The organism is Mycetocola sp. 2940, from assembly GCF_040548835.1.
Classification (GTDB): Bacteria; Actinomycetota; Actinomycetes; order Actinomycetales; family Microbacteriaceae; genus Mycetocola_A.
The window spans coordinates 304167-319544 of the sequence record NZ_JBEPSK010000002.1 but is presented as its reverse complement, the minus strand read 5'-3'; the positions used below and the strand labels follow the sequence as shown (position 1 = coordinate 319544).

General features: G+C 65.4%; 17 protein-coding genes. 8 read left to right on the top strand and 9 right to left on the bottom strand.

Annotated elements, in window-relative coordinates; genetic code table 11:
• Positions 1–29: 29 nt before the first annotated feature.
• Both ABIE24_RS03935 and ABIE24_RS03930 read right to left on the bottom strand, forming a co-directional pair.
• Positions 30–665 carry a GNAT family N-acetyltransferase gene (locus ABIE24_RS03935; RefSeq protein WP_354497022.1) on the bottom strand — a complete coding sequence of 212 codons (636 nt, stop codon included), beginning with the start codon at positions 663–665 and terminating at the stop codon, positions 30–32.
• 9 nt (positions 666–674) lie between these two features.
• The gene (locus ABIE24_RS03930) at positions 675–1808 is read right to left on the bottom strand and encodes a lactonase family protein (protein WP_354497020.1); all 1134 of its coding nucleotides are present in this window, start codon (positions 1806–1808) and stop codon (positions 675–677) included.
• 40 nt (positions 1809–1848) lie between these two features.
• Here ABIE24_RS03930 and ABIE24_RS03925 point away from each other — a divergent pair, with 40 nt between their 5' ends.
• The 4 genes from ABIE24_RS03925 to ABIE24_RS03910 all read left to right on the top strand — a co-directional run bounded on the left by ABIE24_RS03925 (position 1849) and on the right by ABIE24_RS03910 (position 4914).
• Positions 1849–2457, top strand: a complete 609-nt coding sequence (locus ABIE24_RS03925) for a maleylpyruvate isomerase family mycothiol-dependent enzyme (RefSeq protein ID WP_354497018.1) — start codon at positions 1849–1851, stop codon at positions 2455–2457.
• A 54-nt stretch (positions 2458–2511) separates the two neighbouring features.
• Entirely contained in the window at positions 2512–3501 is a 990-nt protein-coding gene (locus tag ABIE24_RS03920) for an ATP-binding cassette domain-containing protein (protein ID WP_354497016.1), read from the top strand.
• Positions 3498–4343, top strand: coding sequence for an ABC transporter permease (locus tag ABIE24_RS03915; RefSeq protein WP_502916234.1), 846 nt, complete (start codon positions 3498–3500; stop codon positions 4341–4343). Before ABIE24_RS03920 ends, ABIE24_RS03915 begins: the two co-directional genes overlap by 4 nt.
• A 160-nt stretch (positions 4344–4503) precedes the next feature.
• Complete coding sequence (locus ABIE24_RS03910; RefSeq protein WP_354497014.1) at positions 4504–4914, top strand: Hpt domain-containing protein; 411 nt, start codon at positions 4504–4506, stop codon at positions 4912–4914.
• Position 4915: 1 nt separating this feature from the next.
• Here the strand turns inward: ABIE24_RS03910 and ABIE24_RS03905 are convergent, their stop codons facing one another.
• Positions 4916–5725, bottom strand: a complete 810-nt coding sequence (locus ABIE24_RS03905; RefSeq protein WP_354497012.1) for a response regulator transcription factor — start codon at positions 5723–5725, stop codon at positions 4916–4918.
• 423 nt (positions 5726–6148) lie between these two features.
• Between ABIE24_RS03905 and ABIE24_RS03900 the strand changes: the two genes are divergently transcribed.
• Positions 6149–6631, top strand: coding sequence for a hypothetical protein (locus ABIE24_RS03900; RefSeq protein WP_354497010.1), 483 nt, complete (start codon positions 6149–6151; stop codon positions 6629–6631).
• A gap of 252 nt (positions 6632–6883) precedes the next feature.
• On the opposite strand, the gene ABIE24_RS03895 is transcribed toward ABIE24_RS03900, so the two are convergent.
• Both ABIE24_RS03895 and ABIE24_RS03890 read right to left on the bottom strand, forming a co-directional pair.
• The gene (locus tag ABIE24_RS03895; RefSeq protein ID WP_354497009.1) at positions 6884–7366 is read right to left on the bottom strand and encodes a hypothetical protein; all 483 of its coding nucleotides are present in this window, start codon (positions 7364–7366) and stop codon (positions 6884–6886) included.
• Between the two features lie 99 nt (positions 7367–7465).
• Positions 7466–7942, bottom strand: coding sequence for a hypothetical protein (locus ABIE24_RS03890; RefSeq protein WP_354497007.1), 477 nt, complete (start codon positions 7940–7942; stop codon positions 7466–7468).
• Between the two features lie 255 nt (positions 7943–8197).
• Here ABIE24_RS03890 and ABIE24_RS03885 point away from each other — a divergent pair, with 255 nt between their 5' ends.
• The 3 genes from ABIE24_RS03885 (at position 8198) to ABIE24_RS03875 (ending at position 11102) form a co-directional block, all read left to right on the top strand.
• Positions 8198–8827 (top strand): LAVTG motif-containing sortase-dependent surface protein, encoded by a 630-nt coding sequence (locus ABIE24_RS03885; protein ID WP_354497005.1) that lies wholly within the window; start codon positions 8198–8200, stop codon positions 8825–8827.
• A gap of 125 nt (positions 8828–8952) precedes the next feature.
• Positions 8953–9501: an AMIN-like domain-containing (lipo)protein gene (locus ABIE24_RS03880; RefSeq protein WP_354497003.1), complete on the top strand. Its 549-nt coding sequence runs from the start codon at positions 8953–8955 to the stop codon at positions 9499–9501.
• Between the two features lie 98 nt (positions 9502–9599).
• A complete protein-coding gene (locus tag ABIE24_RS03875; RefSeq protein ID WP_354497001.1) occupies positions 9600–11102 on the top strand; it encodes an HNH endonuclease signature motif containing protein in 1503 nt (500 codons plus the stop codon).
• Here the strand turns inward: ABIE24_RS03875 and ABIE24_RS03870 are convergent.
• The 4 genes from ABIE24_RS03870 to ABIE24_RS03855 all read right to left on the bottom strand — a co-directional run bounded on the left by ABIE24_RS03870 (position 11099) and on the right by ABIE24_RS03855 (position 15355).
• Entirely contained in the window at positions 11099–12385 is a 1287-nt protein-coding gene (locus ABIE24_RS03870) for an adenylosuccinate synthase (protein ID WP_354496999.1), read from the bottom strand. The two genes, ABIE24_RS03875 and ABIE24_RS03870, sit on opposite strands and share 4 nt — an antisense overlap.
• A gap of 62 nt (positions 12386–12447) precedes the next feature.
• Positions 12448–12927, bottom strand: a complete 480-nt coding sequence (locus ABIE24_RS03865) for a DUF3151 domain-containing protein (RefSeq protein ID WP_354496997.1) — start codon at positions 12925–12927, stop codon at positions 12448–12450.
• 53 nt (positions 12928–12980) lie between these two features.
• A complete protein-coding gene (locus ABIE24_RS03860) occupies positions 12981–14312 on the bottom strand; it encodes a peptidoglycan DD-metalloendopeptidase family protein (RefSeq protein ID WP_354496995.1) in 1332 nt (443 codons plus the stop codon).
• Between the two features lie 104 nt (positions 14313–14416).
• Entirely contained in the window at positions 14417–15355 is a 939-nt protein-coding gene (locus tag ABIE24_RS03855) for an ABC transporter substrate-binding protein (protein WP_354496993.1), read from the bottom strand.
• Positions 15356–15378: the final 23 nt, after the last annotated feature.

The following is a 15378-nucleotide window of genomic DNA, read 5'->3' as shown; positions in this document are numbered from 1 at the left end:
CGGTCACGACACCGCGAGTTCCTGCCGGTTCAGGTCAGGCGCGGCACGACAGGTCCGTGCTGCCGGGCAAGCCGGGCTTCGAGCCCGGCACGGACGGCAGGCCAGTCGTCGATGATCACCGAAAACTGGGCGGTGGTGCGCCAGCTGCCGTCGGCGCGCCTCATGTCCCGGCGGATCAGGCCCTCGAAGGTGGCGCCGATCCCGGAAATCGCGGCGCGTGACCGTTCGTTGCGCTCATCGGCCTGGATCTTCACCCGCCCGAATCCCGCGCCGAAGACACGGCCGAGCAGCAGCAGCTTCGCTTCGGCATTGACTGCCGACCCCCACACCCGTGGACTGTAGGCGGTCCAGCCGAGGTGGGCGTGCTCGTTCACTTCGTCGAAGTCGCCGAGGGTGGAGGTGCCGACGATACGGCCGTCGGCGTCGCCACCGACGATGCGGATGGTGAACGACTGGTTGCTTCCCCTGTTGTAGTACCCGGCGACAAAACCCGCGAATGCCTCGAGGTCGCGAGGCAACCTGGCGAGCCCTCCCCCGTAGCCGCCGGCGAAGACCTCGGGCACCGCGATCGCGTCGAACAGCCCGGGGATGTCGTCGCGCGTCATCGGGTCGAGCCGGATGAACCTGCCGACCAGCGGCGCCGGTTCGGGAATCGCAGCAGGCACCGACACCGCCTACAGACGCGCCCGGACAAGGCAGGTCGGCGACCCGACCTCGATCGACCCGATCCGTTTCGACGGCACACCGCGGGCGTCGAGCCGAAAACTCGACACCTCGCCCGACCGCTGGTTGGCGACGTGAAGCAGCTCACCCGACTCGACGTGGTGCCGCGGCCAGTTGCCGCCGCTGTCCACATCGGCGACCGCGCGCAAGGTCGATCCGTCACCCGTGATCGCGAGGGTCGCCACCCGGTTCGTGCCGCGGATCGACACGTGCAGCTGGTCGCGCGACGCTGCGAGGCTGATCTCCGAGGCGTTGTCGCCCTCCTCGATCGAATCCGCCGTCGCGAGGACGGATGCCACGACCCGCCATCTCCCGTCATCGCCCCGCCCCAGCGTGAAGACTTCGTTCGAGTATTCGGTGATGAGGTGCACGTGGCCTGACGGATGCAGGACGAGGTGGCGCGGTCCGACGCCGAACGGCAGGACGATCTCCTGGCTCAGCGACAGTCGCGTGCCGCTGCGGCCCCAGATCCGCACGGTGTCGTGGCCGAGGTCGGTCGTGGCGATGCGGCCCTCCGGCAGCACGAGGGAGGCGTGGGCGCGCGACTGACGGTCGAGGGCGGCATCCGTCACCGCCTTGCGGAGAGCAAGCTCGGCGAACGGGTCGTCGCCGAAGTCCACGGGCTCCTCAGACGCCGCCTGCGCGGCGAGCGGATTGCCGTACGGATCGTTCGAGGCGTCCGCGACGACACCGTCGGCGGCGAACGAGCCGTTGGCCGCGAGCGCGTAGACGACGATCCGTCCGTCGCCGTAACAACTCGCGATGAGGGCCGAGCCATCGGGGGTCACCGTGAGCTGGCAGACCGCTTTGCCGGCTTCGATCGGTTTGCCGAGCGGCACGAGGCCGTATTCGCCGCGGCGGGCGAGGGCCGCGACCGTACCCGAGTACTCGAGTGCGGCGTACACGACCGGCAAAGTGGGATGGGTGGCGACGAACGACGGCGAGTCGAGCGCCGACGACGACAGCGGATGCAGCGTGCCCCGGTCTTCCTGTCGGAGTGCGGTGATCCCAGCACCGGACCGGCCGGCGTCCTCGGTGTACGACCCGAGCCAGAAAAAAGGATTGGATACCTCGAGTTGTGCCATGCCTTTCAGTCTGGCAGCAGTTCGTGCAAGCATGGGGACCATGGGCACAGCCTCGAGTTTTTCCCGCGCCGCCGACGTCTTCGTCGGCCTCGTCCGTGGCATCCGAACCGACCAGTGGGAGACTCACGGGCTCGGAGTGTGGACTGTGCGTTCGCTGGTCGGCCACACCGCCCGCGCACTGATTACCGTCTGCGACTACCTCGAACTCGACCCGGCGAACCAGGTCGACATGGAGACCGCCGGTGACTACTACGGACAGATCTACCTCGTGTACACGAACCCGGAAGCCATCGCCCAGCGCGGGGTCGACGCAGGGATCGCGCTCGGCGACGACCAGGTCGCCCGCATCGAGGAGCTCAAGGAGAAAGCGCTCGGCCTGATCCTGGCGCAGGAGCCGTCACGCCTGGTGTCGCTCGGCGGGATGGGAATCCCGATCGCGGAATACCTTCGGACGCGGGTGTTCGAACTCGTCGTGCATTCGATCGACATCGCCCGCGCCACCGGGCAGGTAGCCCGTTTCGACCCGGACCTGATCGAAGAGGCCGCCGCGCTGGCCGCCGGCATCGCCGCCCGCAAAGGCGACGGCGAGCAGGTGCTGATGGCTCTGACGGGCCGCGAGCCGCTGCCCGAGGGTTTCAGCGTCGTCTGATTTTCTCGCCTGAGCCCTGTTGACCGGTGCGGGTCGGGTAAGTACCGTCGGAGGATGAATTTCGTCGAGGCCACGGGCCTCACAAAGACATACACACCCAAGGGCGCTCAGCCGGTGCACGCACTGGACGGCCTGGACCTCTCCGTGCCGCGCGGCACCATCACCGCCATTCTCGGGCCGAACGGTGCGGGCAAGACGACGGCGGTGAAGGTGCTGACGACCCTCATCATTCCAGACAGTGGCACGGCGACGATCGGCGGTATCGACGTGCTGCGCCGGCCGGAGGCGATCCGGCCGATCATCGGTGTGTCGGGCCAGTACGCCGCCGTGGATGAGAACCTCACCGGTTTCGAAAACCTCGACATGGTCGGCCGGCTCTACCACCTCGGTGCGCGCGCATCGCGGGCGCGGGCGAAGGAACTCATCGACCTCTTCGACTTGTCCGAGGCGCAGAACCGGCCGGTGAAGGGCTTCTCCGGCGGCATGCGGCGGCGCATCGACCTGGCCGGCGCCCTCGTCACGCAGCCGGAGGTGCTCTTTCTCGACGAACCGACCACGGGGCTCGACCCGCGGAGCCGGCTGGGCATGTGGGACATCATCCGCTCACTGGTGAACGAGGGCTCGACGGTGCTGCTCACGACCCAGTACCTCGAGGAAGCCGACCAGCTCGCCGACGATATCAACGTCATCGACGAGGGCAAGGTGATCGCAAGGGGGTCCGCCGACGAGTTGAAGGCATCCGTCGGCGGCCAGAGGGTGGAACTGAACCTCGTCACCTCCGATGACACCGATGCCACCGTCGAGGTCCTGCGCCGCTATGGCACTGCCGAACCTGCCGTGTCGAACGACTCGCGCACGGTCACCGTCAGCGTGGCGAGCGGCCCGGAGGCACTGCAGCTCGTTCTGCGCGACCTCGAGCAGCAGAACGTCGCCCTCTTCGACGCGGGTATGCGGCGACCGACCCTCGACGACGTGTTCCTGCGGCTGACCGGGCACACCACCGCAGCTGTCGAGGACGAAACCGTGAAGGAGAAGGCACAGTGACCGCGTCGACGGCGATTCGGACGGATGCCGCAGCGGGGCCTGGCCCTGTCACGCGCTGGTTCAACGACGGCTGGATCACCACCCGCAGGAACCTCATCAAGATCAAGCGGGTGCCGGACATCCTCGTGTTCACCACCCTGCAGCCGATCATGTTCGTGCTGCTGTTCACGTACGTCTATGCCGGTGTCATCGATATTCCCGGCAGCACCTACACCGAGTTCATCATGGCGGGGATCTTCGCGCAGACCGTTGTGTTCGGCTCGACCTATTCCGGGTCGGCGATGGCCCAGGACCTCAAGGACGGCATCATCGACCGGTTCCGCACGCTGCCGATGACCAAATCGGCTGTCCTCATCGGCAGGACGAACGGCGACCTCCTCGTGAACAGCATCTCGATGGGTGTGATGATGGCGACCGGGTTCGTCGTCGGCTGGCGGATCCGATCCAGCTTTATCGAAGCGGTGGCGGGCGTCGCCATCCTTCTCTTGTTCGCCTACGCGTTGTCGTGGGTCATGGCGTTCCTCGGAATGATGGTGCGCAGCCCCGAAGTCATCAACAACGTGTCGTTCCTCGTGCTGTTCCCCCTCACGTTCATCTCGAACGCGTTCGTTCCGGCCGAGACCCTTCCGCCGCCGTTGCGGCTCATCGCCGAGTGGAACCCAGTCACCTGGCTGGTGCAGGCCGCTCGTGAACTCTTCGGCAATGTGCCGCCGGGAACACCGGTCGGTGACAGGTGGGTGCAGCAGAACCCGGCTCTTGCTGTGATGATCGGTGTCGTCGTGATCCTGATGATCTTCGTGCCGCTGGCCATCCGCCGGTTCTCGGAAGTGACGTCGCGTTGATTGCGCAGCTTCGGACCCCCCGAACTGGTGTCACACCTTAGGCAAACCTTGAGCTTGGGCGACCCGAAATCCTGATGATCGGGGGCGATGCTTTTCACAAGCGGCAACCCGAATACCGCTTTCGGGCCGATGCCCGGTGATTAACTTCAGGAGTAGGACCGTGGTGAACTCCCCCCTCAACACCACGCCCGCTCCTGAGGTCACCGGGCATCCGCCCCTTCTCGACCTGACTGCGCTCGACGACCTACTTGCGGAACTCGACCAGGATGAGACAGCGCTCGACGGCTTCGTCGACGCGTTCCTCCAGCACTGGCCGGAGCGGTTGCTTCGCGCCGAGGCGAGCATCTCCGCCGGAGACAGCGACGCCGTCCTCGATTGTGCGTTGAGCATCAAGGTAGCGAGTGAGATGGTCGGCGCCGCGTGGCTGTCCCACTGCGGCGGCGAACTGGAATCGATGGCCCGCTCGGGCCGGCTCGACCAGGCAGCGGTACTGCTCGAAACAGTACGGGCGGTCGGGAACGAGACCCGCGTCGCGCTCGCAGCGGCTCGCAACCGCGGACTGGCCGCCTGAGTCAGTCCCGTTCGGGCGGAAGCCGGTAACCGACGCCACGCACCGTTTCGACCCAGCGCGGATGCTTGGGGTCGTCTGACAGCTTGCGGCGCAAGTTCGCGAAGTGCACCTCGATCGAGCGCTCCTCCGATTCGCTGACGAAATCGTTGGCGATGTACGCCTCATCCCGCAGTTCGCGTACGAGATCGGCTTTCGAACGCACCCGGCGCCTGCTGTGCAGGAGCGAGCGGAGCAGGTCGAACTCGGTTCGGGTCAGCTCCAACTCGACGCGCTCGAGTTCGACGGTTCGGGTGTCTGCGTTGAGCACGAGGCCGTTGTGGGCGTAGACGAGTTCGTCGGTTGCCGGTGCCTCGGGTGCTGGTGCCGGCTGGGTCACGGGGATCGGTGTCGTCGCCGGGGCGGCTGGCGCAGCATCCGTGTCGAACGTGTTGGTGATGCGTGGGCGACGGAGCATCGCCTCGATGCGGGCGCGAAGTTCGCGGGGCCGGAACGGTTTGATGACGTAATCGTCTGCGCCGGACTCGAGACCGAAGAGCAGGTCTGCTTCGTCGGACTGCGCGGTGAGCATGACGATGTAGCAGTCGGTGAAGAGGCGGATGCGGCGGGCGACTTCGAGACCGTCGATGTCGATGAGGCCGATGTCGAGGGTGACGATGGTCGGCTTCTTGTCGCGAACGAGTTCGACGCCTTCGGTGCCGCTCGCGGTGGATGTGACTTCGAAACCAGCCTGGCGCAGGACGGTTTCGACCAGTCCGCGGATGTCGGAGTCATCTTCGATGACCACGGCGGTGCGGCGTATGTCTTCTGCCATGTGGTGCGGTTTCCCCCCGGACGTGCTGTGCACTCCAGTGAGCGCCCTCAAGTTTCGATCGAATCGAACTGATGCCACTCTAGCGGCGCTCGCGGCATTCGACATGCCCGGTGTCTCGCTGCGTCATGACTCAGGCGTCGTCGCAGGAAAAGCTCAAGATCCTCGCAAGAGGCGGGCCCCGCCCGAGCAGTTCGAGAACCTCCGGCAGCATCGGCGTATCCCCATTGTGGGTGACTCGTAATAGTCGAGATCCGCGAGTTTCCGGGCTTCCAGATGTTGTACGAGGGGATCGGACTGATCCTGAGCAACGTTTGAGGGTGAACGGGGGTCAATCCTGAGGCCACGACCGGATGCTTATCACCAAGAAGGCGCCGAAAGGTGCCAAGAGCGCGCATCAGCGCATTACCCAAAAAGGAATCTCTCATGGCCAAGATCAAGTCCCGCAAGAAGCTCATCGCGATCACCACCGCAGCCCTCCTCGTGGCCGGCGGCGGAAGCGCAGCATTCGCCTACTGGACCGCCGCTGGCGAGGGCACGGGAAGCGCCGCGACGGGAACAACCGAAGCATTCGTTGTTGCCGCAACCACGACGGTTGGGAACCCGCTCACGCCGGGCGGCGCCGCGCAGACCCACAACTTCACCGTCACCAACCCGGGTACCGGCCTCCAGCAGCTCACCTCGGTTGTCGTGTCGGTCGACCCCAAGTGGGTTGGCGTTACCAGCACGACGAGCAGCGACACTTGCGATGCCGGTGACTACACCGTCAGTGCCGCCACGATCGCAAAGGGTGAAATCGCTGCCGGTGGCAAGGTCACCGGTTCCTTCACTGTTGCAATGAACAACCTTTCCGAAGTCCAGGACGCCTGCAAGGGTGTGACCGTTCCCCTGGTCATCACCGCCAGCTAGTCGATCTCCTCCGCTGATGCTCCCGGTGAGCCGCCACCATCTTGGTTGGCTGCCCACCGGGGGCGCTCTTCACCTCATCGCACACGAATCTGACCAAGAAGGTTCAATGTCTTCCGTACTCAGCAGCCACTCGTCGCATGGCCCCCATCGCACTCCCATGCTTCGCCGCGCGCTGAGAGCTGGAACCCTGGCAGCCACCCTGAGTGTCTTCCTTTTGGTCACGATATTCGGGAACGTCGCGCCGGCGTCGGCCTATTGGAAGTCTGCCGGCACCGCCAGCACCAGAGCCGCAACTGGGACACTCCTCGCACCAGCGAGCGTCACAGTGCCCATTGCGAGTTCCGGGGACGTGGATGTCAGTTGGACCCCATCCGCCGGATCCCCAACGCCCTCGGGATACTTCGTAACCCGAACGACCGGTGGAGTAACAACGGCCGCGTGTGGTTCGAGCCGAACCGTGTTGCTCACCACTGCATCCTGCACCGACGTCAGCGTGCCCGACGGAACATACACGTACACGGTCACCGCGGGGTTCCGTTCCTGGACCGCGAGTCGCATCTCAAGCGGATCAGTCACAGTGACCAGCCCCGTCGCCACGAAGCTCGTCTTCCTCACCCCTGCGGTGTCCGGGCAGGCGTCCGACGTCGCCAACCTGGGCCCGATCACCGTCGAGTTGCAGGACGACTCCGGCGTTCCAATGGCCGCTCCATCAGGGGGCGCAGTTGTGACGCTCACGTCAAGTTCCCTGGGAACAAAAATCTTCTCCGCGGCCCTGGGAGGGCCTGCCGTCACAAGCGTGACGATTCCGGCCGGATCGTTTGCCGCAACGTTCTACTACGGCGACCGGACAGCGGGCACGCCAACGATCACCGCACGAACGGGGCTCCTGTCCGCTTCGCAGACTGCCACCGTGACCGCCGCAGCCGGCTCGACACTCGCATTCATCTCAGCACAGGCCAACGGTGCGGCGACGAACCCGAGCCGCGCGACGGTCGGGCCCATCACTTTGCAGTTCCAGGACAGATTCGGCAACGCGGTCATCGCAACGAGCGACATCGTTATCAATCTTTCCTCTGACTCAAAGAATGTCCCGGTCTTCGCTGCGACATATGCTGGCACCGCAACAACGACGGTGACGATACTCGCCAACTCTTCATCTGTCGCTTTCTTCCACGGCGACACCAAAGCCGGAGCACCCGAGATCACCGCCGCCACCATCAGCGGAACCCTGATCGCGAAGCAGAAGGTCAGCTTCAGCGCGCCGAACTCTGCGAACTTTGTGACGACGACGACAACCTCCACCACGTCCACAGCGCGTTCCGCACCCGCGCCGTCGCCCACCGAAGCACCGGTGGCGGCACTGGTCCCCACAGTCGAACCCACACCCACACCTGCACCTGCACCTGCACCTGCACCTGCTCTCGGAACGGAGCCGACACCGGCGACGGAGCCGACGCCCGTGCTGTCCCCCATCGAACCCCAGGCGGCCCCGCCCGTCACTGAACCGGTGGTCGCGAACGAACCCCTGGTCGCCATCGATCCCTCCCCTGAAAGCACAGGTTCCTGATGCACTCGACAGCGGATGCGTCGCTGGTGCCCTGCACCGTACTCGCCACGACGGGCGGATCCATTTCGCCCGTGCTGATCCTCAGCGCCGTAGCCCTCGTCGTCCTGGGTCTGCTGTTTCTTCTTCTCGGAAGGCGTCGCCGCGGGGGTAGCAAGCGCGGCCGACACGGCACGGGCGCTGCCGGAGCCCTTATCGTCATCGCCTTCCTCGGCATCGGGACCGTCGCCGCTCCCCCCGCGCAGGCTGCGACATCCCAGTGCGCCGCGAACCCGGCAACGGGAATGTCGGTCGCCGTCGAACAGACGTCGACCATGGTCGGGATGGCTCCTGGGATCGCCCCTGTGGCAATCGAGGGAATCGTGACGAACACGGGCGGGGTGGCTCTTCACATTGAGTCGGTAACGGTCCGGATCGTCGACGTCTCGAAAGCCGCCAGCGCCGTCGAAGGCAGCTGCGACGCCACCGATTACGTCCTCCCGGCGCCGGACATGCCGGTCGACCGCGGTCTCACCAGCGGCCAGGCGACCACCTTCGCGGGCGCCTCGATCGGCTTCAGCAACAAGTCCGTCAACCAGGACGCCTGCAAGGAAGCAACGGTCCACCTGGCGTACGACGTCACGGTTCGCTGACGTCCTGCGGGCCTTGCGCACTGACACCCGAACCGTAATAATTCGCATCTCCCCACGGTGGAATCTCCGGCGTATCATCTGCGCTGAGGGGGCTCAGAACCAACTAAAGGGAGAAGTGGATCGCAATGAAGCGTTCCTTAGCACTATTGATCAGCATGCTGCTCGGCGCAGTGTTCCTTGTGTCGACCGGTCCTGCCGCAACCGCAGCGCCGTACTGCGGTATCTACTGGGGATCACTCGCCAAGAGCGATCTCACGGGATCCGCGAATGCATCGATCGCGAACGTCCGCAGCGGACAGCATCCGTGCTTCGACCGGCTCGTTATCGATGTGTATGGCGACCTGCAGGGATATGACGTTCGATATGTCCCCGTTGTTCTTGAGGACGCATCCGGTATCCCGGTTCCCGTGCGCGGCTCGGGCGACCTGCAAGTTGTCGCGACGGCATGGAATGGCGGCCCTGACATGCCGCAGACGTACTTCCCGCGCAACGAGAGTGAGCTCGTCAATGTGACGGGGTACTCGACCTTCCGTCAGGTCGCCTACGCCGGCACCCATGAAGCCCAGACAAGATTCGCGCTCGGCGTGCGTGCACGCCTGCCGTTCCGGACATTCATTCTGGACGGACCGGGCACCGGAAGCCGTCTCGTCGTCGACGTCGCACATTTCTGGTAATCGATAGCGGATCATCCGCAAACTGACGTTCGAGTCGCGCGTCGCTGAGGGGATGCGAGACTCGAACTAATGTCGGTGGTCTGGTGTTGACTTGGGGTATGGAAAGCACAGGCGCTGTCCCCGACGAAACACCAGACGACGAAGAGTCGACTGAACCCACAACCGCCGCGCTCATCGCCGACGCGTCTGGCTCGCTACTCGCGTGTGTTTCGCAGATTGATCGCCTCAGCGCCCGGCAGTCCGCCTGGAAGGCCGAGTTTATCGATCAGGCCCGGCGCGTCGCGCTCATGACCGAAGCAGCCGTGATCACGGTCGGCAAGAATCTCTCCCCAGCACAGCGACAGGATCTCGCCCGCCGCGCCTTCGTGGCCGAGGTCGCGTGCGAACTCCGCATTCCAGAGCGCACGGCGATCACGCTGATCGATGAGAGCGAAGCGCTGATGAACCGTCTGCCGCTCACCCTTGCGGCGCTCCGAGAGGGTGAGATCTCGTACCGCCACGCCCAGCTTCTGATCGATCAGATCGCCACCCTTGACCCGGATGCCACGGCGCAACTCGAACAAGCCGCCCTCCCCTTCGCGCGCAACCTCACGCCCGCCCGATTCAGCCACAAGGCGCGAACTCTTCGTGAGCGCCTACGCCCCGAGTCGGCTGTCGCCCGGCGTGAGAAGTCCGCCACCGACCGCAGAATTGAGTACGTTCCCGCCCGAGACGGCATGGCCTGGCTCAACCTCTACACGACGGCACCCGTTGCCGGGGCGCTCTTCACCTCGATCCGGACACAATCGGTGAGTCTGCAGGGTCCCGCCGAGTCCCGTACCGTGAGTCAGCTCGATGCCGACGTGTGCGCTGACGCACTGTTCGCTGGCCTGCATGGTGACGTGCCGTCGACGACGCCCGCTCCAGGCGCCCCGAGTCAGGCAGGAACGACCGGCACCGCCGGCGCTGAACCGGGCGCAGCGTTCCGGCGGGTCAAGCCGAATGTCACGATCACGGTCCCGATCCTGTCCCTGCTAGGCCGGAGCGACGAGCCGGCCACCCTCGACGGCTACGGGCCGGTCGACATCGAGACCGCCCGCCGGCTGGTCGGCCAGGCGACATCGTTCACCCGGGTTCTGACCGATCCAGAAACGGGCGCCGCCGTGTCGTGGGGCACCAAACGCTACAAACCGACCAAGAGGATGAGACAGTTCCTCGGCTACCGTGACCAACGATGTCGCTTCCCGGGCTGCAACTGCGCCGCCGTGTTCTGCGACGTCGACCATACGTTCGATCGTTACTTCGGCGGCGCCACCGAACTCGACAACCTGGCGATGCTGTGCCCCAAACACCATCGCCTGAAACACGACACCACCTGGAAGGTGGAACAGATTGGCGGAGGCAACCTCCGCTGGACGTCCCCAAGCGGGCGCGAGTACCTCACCCTTCCAGAGAACGAGGTCCGGCCGTTCCAGCCGCGGAACACCAAAACCGAAGACACTGCGGCCGCAGAGTCGGCGGTCACGGACGAGGCGCGGCGGGAGCCCGAGGCCGGTGCCGCGGTCCAGATTCCCGAAGCGGATGCCTCAGGCGACTCCGCAGGAGACCCCGCGCCGTTCTAGTCGATCAGGTCGTGACGCACAACGATCGCTTCACGGCCGGGGCCGACGCCGATCGCCGAGATGCGTGACCCGCTCATCGCCTCGAGGGCGAGCACGTAGTCCTGGGCGTTCTTGGGCAGTTCTTCGAAGCGGCGGCATCCGGAGATGTCCTGCTGCCAGCCCGGGAACTCCTCGTAGATCGGGGTGGCATGGTGGAAGTCCGACTGCGACACGGGGATCTCGTCGTGGCGGACGCCGTCGACCTCGTAGGCGACGCACACCGGGATGGTCTCGAGCTCATCGAGGATGTCGAGCTTCGTCAGAACGAAGTCGGTGACGCCGTTGATCCGCGCCGAGTAGCGCGCGATCGGGGCGTCGTACCAACCGACTCGACGTGGCCGCCCGGTCGTCGTCCCGAATTCGAAACCACGCGAACGCAGGTGCTCGCCGGACGCGTCGAACAGCTCGGTCGGGAACGGACCGGCACCGACCCGGGTCGTGTAGGCCTTCACGATCGCGATGACCCGGTCGATGCGGTTAGGGGCAATACCCGAACCGGTCGCCGCCCCACCGGATGTCGCGTTGGACGACGTGACGAAGGGGTAGGTTCCGTGGTCGACATCGAGCATCGTCGCCTGGCCGCCCTCGAACAGCACGATCTCGTCGCGCTCGAGCGCCTGGTGCAGCTCCAGGGCGGTGTCAGCCACCATCGGGCGCAGCCGGTCGGTGTACGACAGCAGGTCGTCGACGATCTCGTCAGCCGAGATGGCGCGGCGGTTGTAAATCTTGAGCAGCATGTGGTTCTTGACGTCGAGCGCGCCCTCGACCTTCTGCCGCAGGATGTTCTCGTCGAACAGGTCCTGGATCCGGATCCCGACCCGGTTGATCTTGTCGGCGTACGCCGGCCCGATTCCCCGCCCGGTGGTTCCGATCTGACGCTTGCCCAGGAACCGCTCCGTGACCTTGTCGAGCGTGCGGTGGTACTGCGTGATGACGTGGGCATTGGCCGACACCTTCAGCCGCGACACGTCGACACCGCGCGCAGTCAGCGCCTCGAGCTCATGGAACAGCACCTCGAGGTCGATGACGACACCGTTTGAGATGACCGGGGTCACACCCGGCGTGAGAATGCCTGACGGCAGCAGGTGCAGCGCGTACTTCTCGTTCCCGACGACGACCGTGTGGCCCGCGTTGTTACCGCCGTTGAATTTCACGACGTAGTCGATCCGGCTGCCGAGAAGGTCGGTTGCCTTTCCCTTGCCCTCGTCGCCCCACTGGGCGCCGACGATCACGATTGCTGGCATGGCGGATGCTCCTTCTTAGCCTGAAAAAATTGGGTTACGCCGCGGTCGACGACGACGTCGACCTAGTCCTGCCCGCGAACGAAGAACACTTCGGTCGAGGGCGGCGGCCCCAGGGGCAAGCCCTCGGTTTCGATCCGCGCGGGTGCTGTCTCATCTGCGTCACGCAGGAACTCGGTGAGTCTGGTCACTTCGTCGACCTCGCCAATGGCATCCGCCGCGTTGCGCAAGGCATACAGTGCCCGAAGGAAGCCCTGGTTGGGTTCATGCGACCACGGCACCGGCCCCTGGCCGCGCCAACCCGCTTTGCGCAGCGCGTCGAGACCGCGATGGTAGCCGACCCGGGCGTAGGCATACGCGGCGATCGGGTGAGCCGAATCGAAGGAAGCCTCGGCGAGACGGGCCCAGGCCAGTGACGATGTGGGGTGTGCTGCGGCGACGGCGGCGAGGTCTTCGACCGTCGTGGAGCGGTCGAGGGCGTCCACAACCTCCGGTTCCGCTGGCAGGCGGGTCTCCGGTACTCCAAGCAGGTTTTCTCCAGTCACCCGACCAGCCTACCGCGTCCCTTGAGACCGGCGTGGGCAGGCACCCGCTATCGCTAGAGCGAGACGCCGCGAGCGCGGAGGAACGGAGCCGGGTTGACGTGGCTGCCGTTGACGTAGACCTTCAGGTCGAGGTGGCAGCCGGTCGCGACGCCGGTTTCTCCGACGTTACCGATGAAGGTACCGCCGTTGACTTGAGTGCCCGGGCTGACTCTGAACGAGCCAGCCTGCATGTGTCCGTAGTAGGTCTGCACTCCGCCACCGTGGTCGATGATCACGCGGTACCCGAAGGCTCCGTCGTTCCTCGCGGAGGTCACGACACCCGGGGCCACAGCCTTCATCGGCGTGCCGCAGGCGTTGGCGAAGTCGATCCCTGCGTGGAACGAGACCGAGCAGCCGTAACCGCCGCAGAGGATCGGGCGGTTGCCGTACCACGAGCTGATGTAACCGGGCAGTGGACGCCACCAACCCTGGGCCGACGGTTGGAAGTAGGTTCCGGTGGCCCCGGCGTTCGAGCCGTTGCCGCCACCACCGCCACCACCGCCGCCGCTGCTGCTGCTGCTGCTGTTGTTTCTCTTGGCTGCTTCTGCCGCCGCCGCCGCTGCCGCCGCCCGCTCACGCGCAGCACGCTCTTCAGCGGCCTTCCGCGCCGCTTCGACGCCCGCGGCATAGCCGGCCTCGATGGTCGCCGTTTCGCCCTGGAGGAACGAGAGCTGACCCAGCAGGGTCTGTTCGTGCTTTTCCTGCTCAGCTACAGCGGCCGCGGCAATGGCAGCGGCGTCTTCGGCTGCCTTCAGTTTCAGTTCGGAGTCGGCCCGCGCTTCTTCGAGCACCGTTGCGGCGACCACCGCCTGCTCGCTCAGGGACGTGACCTGGTTGGCATCCTGCTTCGCCTCATCGAGGAGCTGAGAGGACAGGCCGGCGAGTTTATCGATGGCCCCGAGCTTGTACAGCGTGTCGCCGGCGTTGTCGGAATCGACGAGCAGGCTGGCGGTCACGTCGAAGGTATTGGTTCGCCCCATCCGGGCGAACATCGACCCGGCCTGCTGGGCCGACACCGAGGCCGTCGCCTGGGCTGCTTCGAGCTGCGTCTTCAGGTCGGCGGACTTCTGCTCTGCCTGCTGGGCGACGAACAGCGCTTCCTGATATTCGGCGGCAGCGGCCGCCGCGGTCTGCTGCGCTTCGGCCGACGCCGTGCGGAGCGATTCGATCAGGTTCTTGACGGTGTCGATCTGCCCCTGCTTGGCGGATTCGTTCGCCCGGGCGTTCTGGACGTCTTCCCAGCTGGGGTAGCTGGTAGCAGCCGACGCGGGCACAGAGATCCCGACCGCTCCAACGACGACCGCGAGGGAGACAGCCGCTATGAGAGATCGGAAAGGCAAACGCATTGTCTCATCGTGACAGAAAAAGTCGGATATGTCTGGCGGGTAAGGGTGAGTCGCACCAACCCAAAGCGGGTGCCCCCCGGCACCCGCTTCGGGTCGACGCCAGCCTAGAAGAGGTCCTTTTCGGCGAGCCAGTCCTTGGCAAGCACCTCAGGAGAAGCCTTCTCATCGCCCTGATTACGGGTGTTGAGCTCGATGAGATCCTCGGTCGTGAGTTCGGCCGAAACCGCGTTCAGGACGTCTTTGACGGTGTCGGATGCCTTCTCGGAGTTGATGAGCGGCAGCACGTTCTGCGGAAGAATCATGTTCTCCGGGTCCTCCAGCGTGACGAAGCCGTTCTCCTTGATCGACGGGGTGGTCGAGAAGATGTCAGCAATGTTGACGGTGCCGTCGAGCAACGCCGCCGTGGTGAGCGGTCCGCCCGAGTCGCTGATCGGAACGAAGCTGATCTTTGCGGCGTCGACACCGTAAACGTCAGTCAGCCCCTTCGGGCCGTACGGGCGCTCGGCCAGTTCCGGGTTGCCGCCGACGATGAGGGGAACGTCGAGCCCGGCGAGGTCGGCAAGGCTGGTGACCCCGTTGTCTGCGCTGAACTCCTTGGTGACGTTGTAGCTGTCCTTGTCTTCTGCCTCGGACTGGTCGAGCACCTCGAAGCCCTCCGGCAGTGCATCGGGGAGCGCGGCGTAGACTTCGTCGCTTGACTTCGCCTCGGAGTCCTCGTCGAAGAACTGCAGCAGGTTGCCGCTGTAATCAGGGATGAGGTCGATCGAGCCGTCCTCCAGCGCCGCGATGTAGACATCGCGCTGACCGATCTGCCCCTGGAAGTCGACGGTCACACCGTTGGCCTCGAGCGCCTGCGCGAAAATCTGCGCGATAATCTCCGACTCGGCGAAACCCGCTGAACCGACGAGGATGGTTTCGGCGTCGCCCGACGGGGTGTCCCCTGTAGCGAGAGGGTCGCCACCGGCACCGCACCCGGTCAGGACGAGCGCGGTGCCCGCGGCAAGAACTGCGGCGGCCAGACGGCCGCGTCGTGAAAAGAACATCGAATTTCCTTACTGTGTGGGGG

Excerpts from the sequence above, each read along its gene's own strand:
- ABIE24_RS03930 (WP_354497020.1), bottom strand. The coding sequence starts at position 1,808 with ATGGCACAACTCGAGGTATCCAATCCTTTTTTCTGGCTCGGGTCGTAC.
- ABIE24_RS03925 (WP_354497018.1), top strand. The coding sequence starts at position 1,849 with ATGGGCACAGCCTCGAGTTTTTCCCGCGCCGCCGACGTCTTCGTCGGC.
- ABIE24_RS03920 (WP_354497016.1), top strand. The coding sequence starts at position 2,512 with ATGAATTTCGTCGAGGCCACGGGCCTCACAAAGACATACACACCCAAG.
- ABIE24_RS03905 (WP_354497012.1), bottom strand. The coding sequence starts at position 5,725 with ATGGCAGAAGACATACGCCGCACCGCCGTGGTCATCGAAGATGACTCC.
- ABIE24_RS03900 (WP_354497010.1), top strand. The coding sequence starts at position 6,149 with ATGGCCAAGATCAAGTCCCGCAAGAAGCTCATCGCGATCACCACCGCA.
- ABIE24_RS03885 (WP_354497005.1), top strand. The coding sequence starts at position 8,198 with ATGCACTCGACAGCGGATGCGTCGCTGGTGCCCTGCACCGTACTCGCC.
- ABIE24_RS03880 (WP_354497003.1), top strand. The coding sequence starts at position 8,953 with ATGAAGCGTTCCTTAGCACTATTGATCAGCATGCTGCTCGGCGCAGTG.
- ABIE24_RS03875 (WP_354497001.1), top strand. The coding sequence starts at position 9,600 with ATGGAAAGCACAGGCGCTGTCCCCGACGAAACACCAGACGACGAAGAG.
- ABIE24_RS03870 (WP_354496999.1), bottom strand. The coding sequence starts at position 12,385 with ATGCCAGCAATCGTGATCGTCGGCGCCCAGTGGGGCGACGAGGGCAAG.
- ABIE24_RS03860 (WP_354496995.1), bottom strand. The coding sequence starts at position 14,312 with ATGCGTTTGCCTTTCCGATCTCTCATAGCGGCTGTCTCCCTCGCGGTC.
- ABIE24_RS03855 (WP_354496993.1), bottom strand. The coding sequence starts at position 15,355 with ATGTTCTTTTCACGACGCGGCCGTCTGGCCGCCGCAGTTCTTGCCGCG.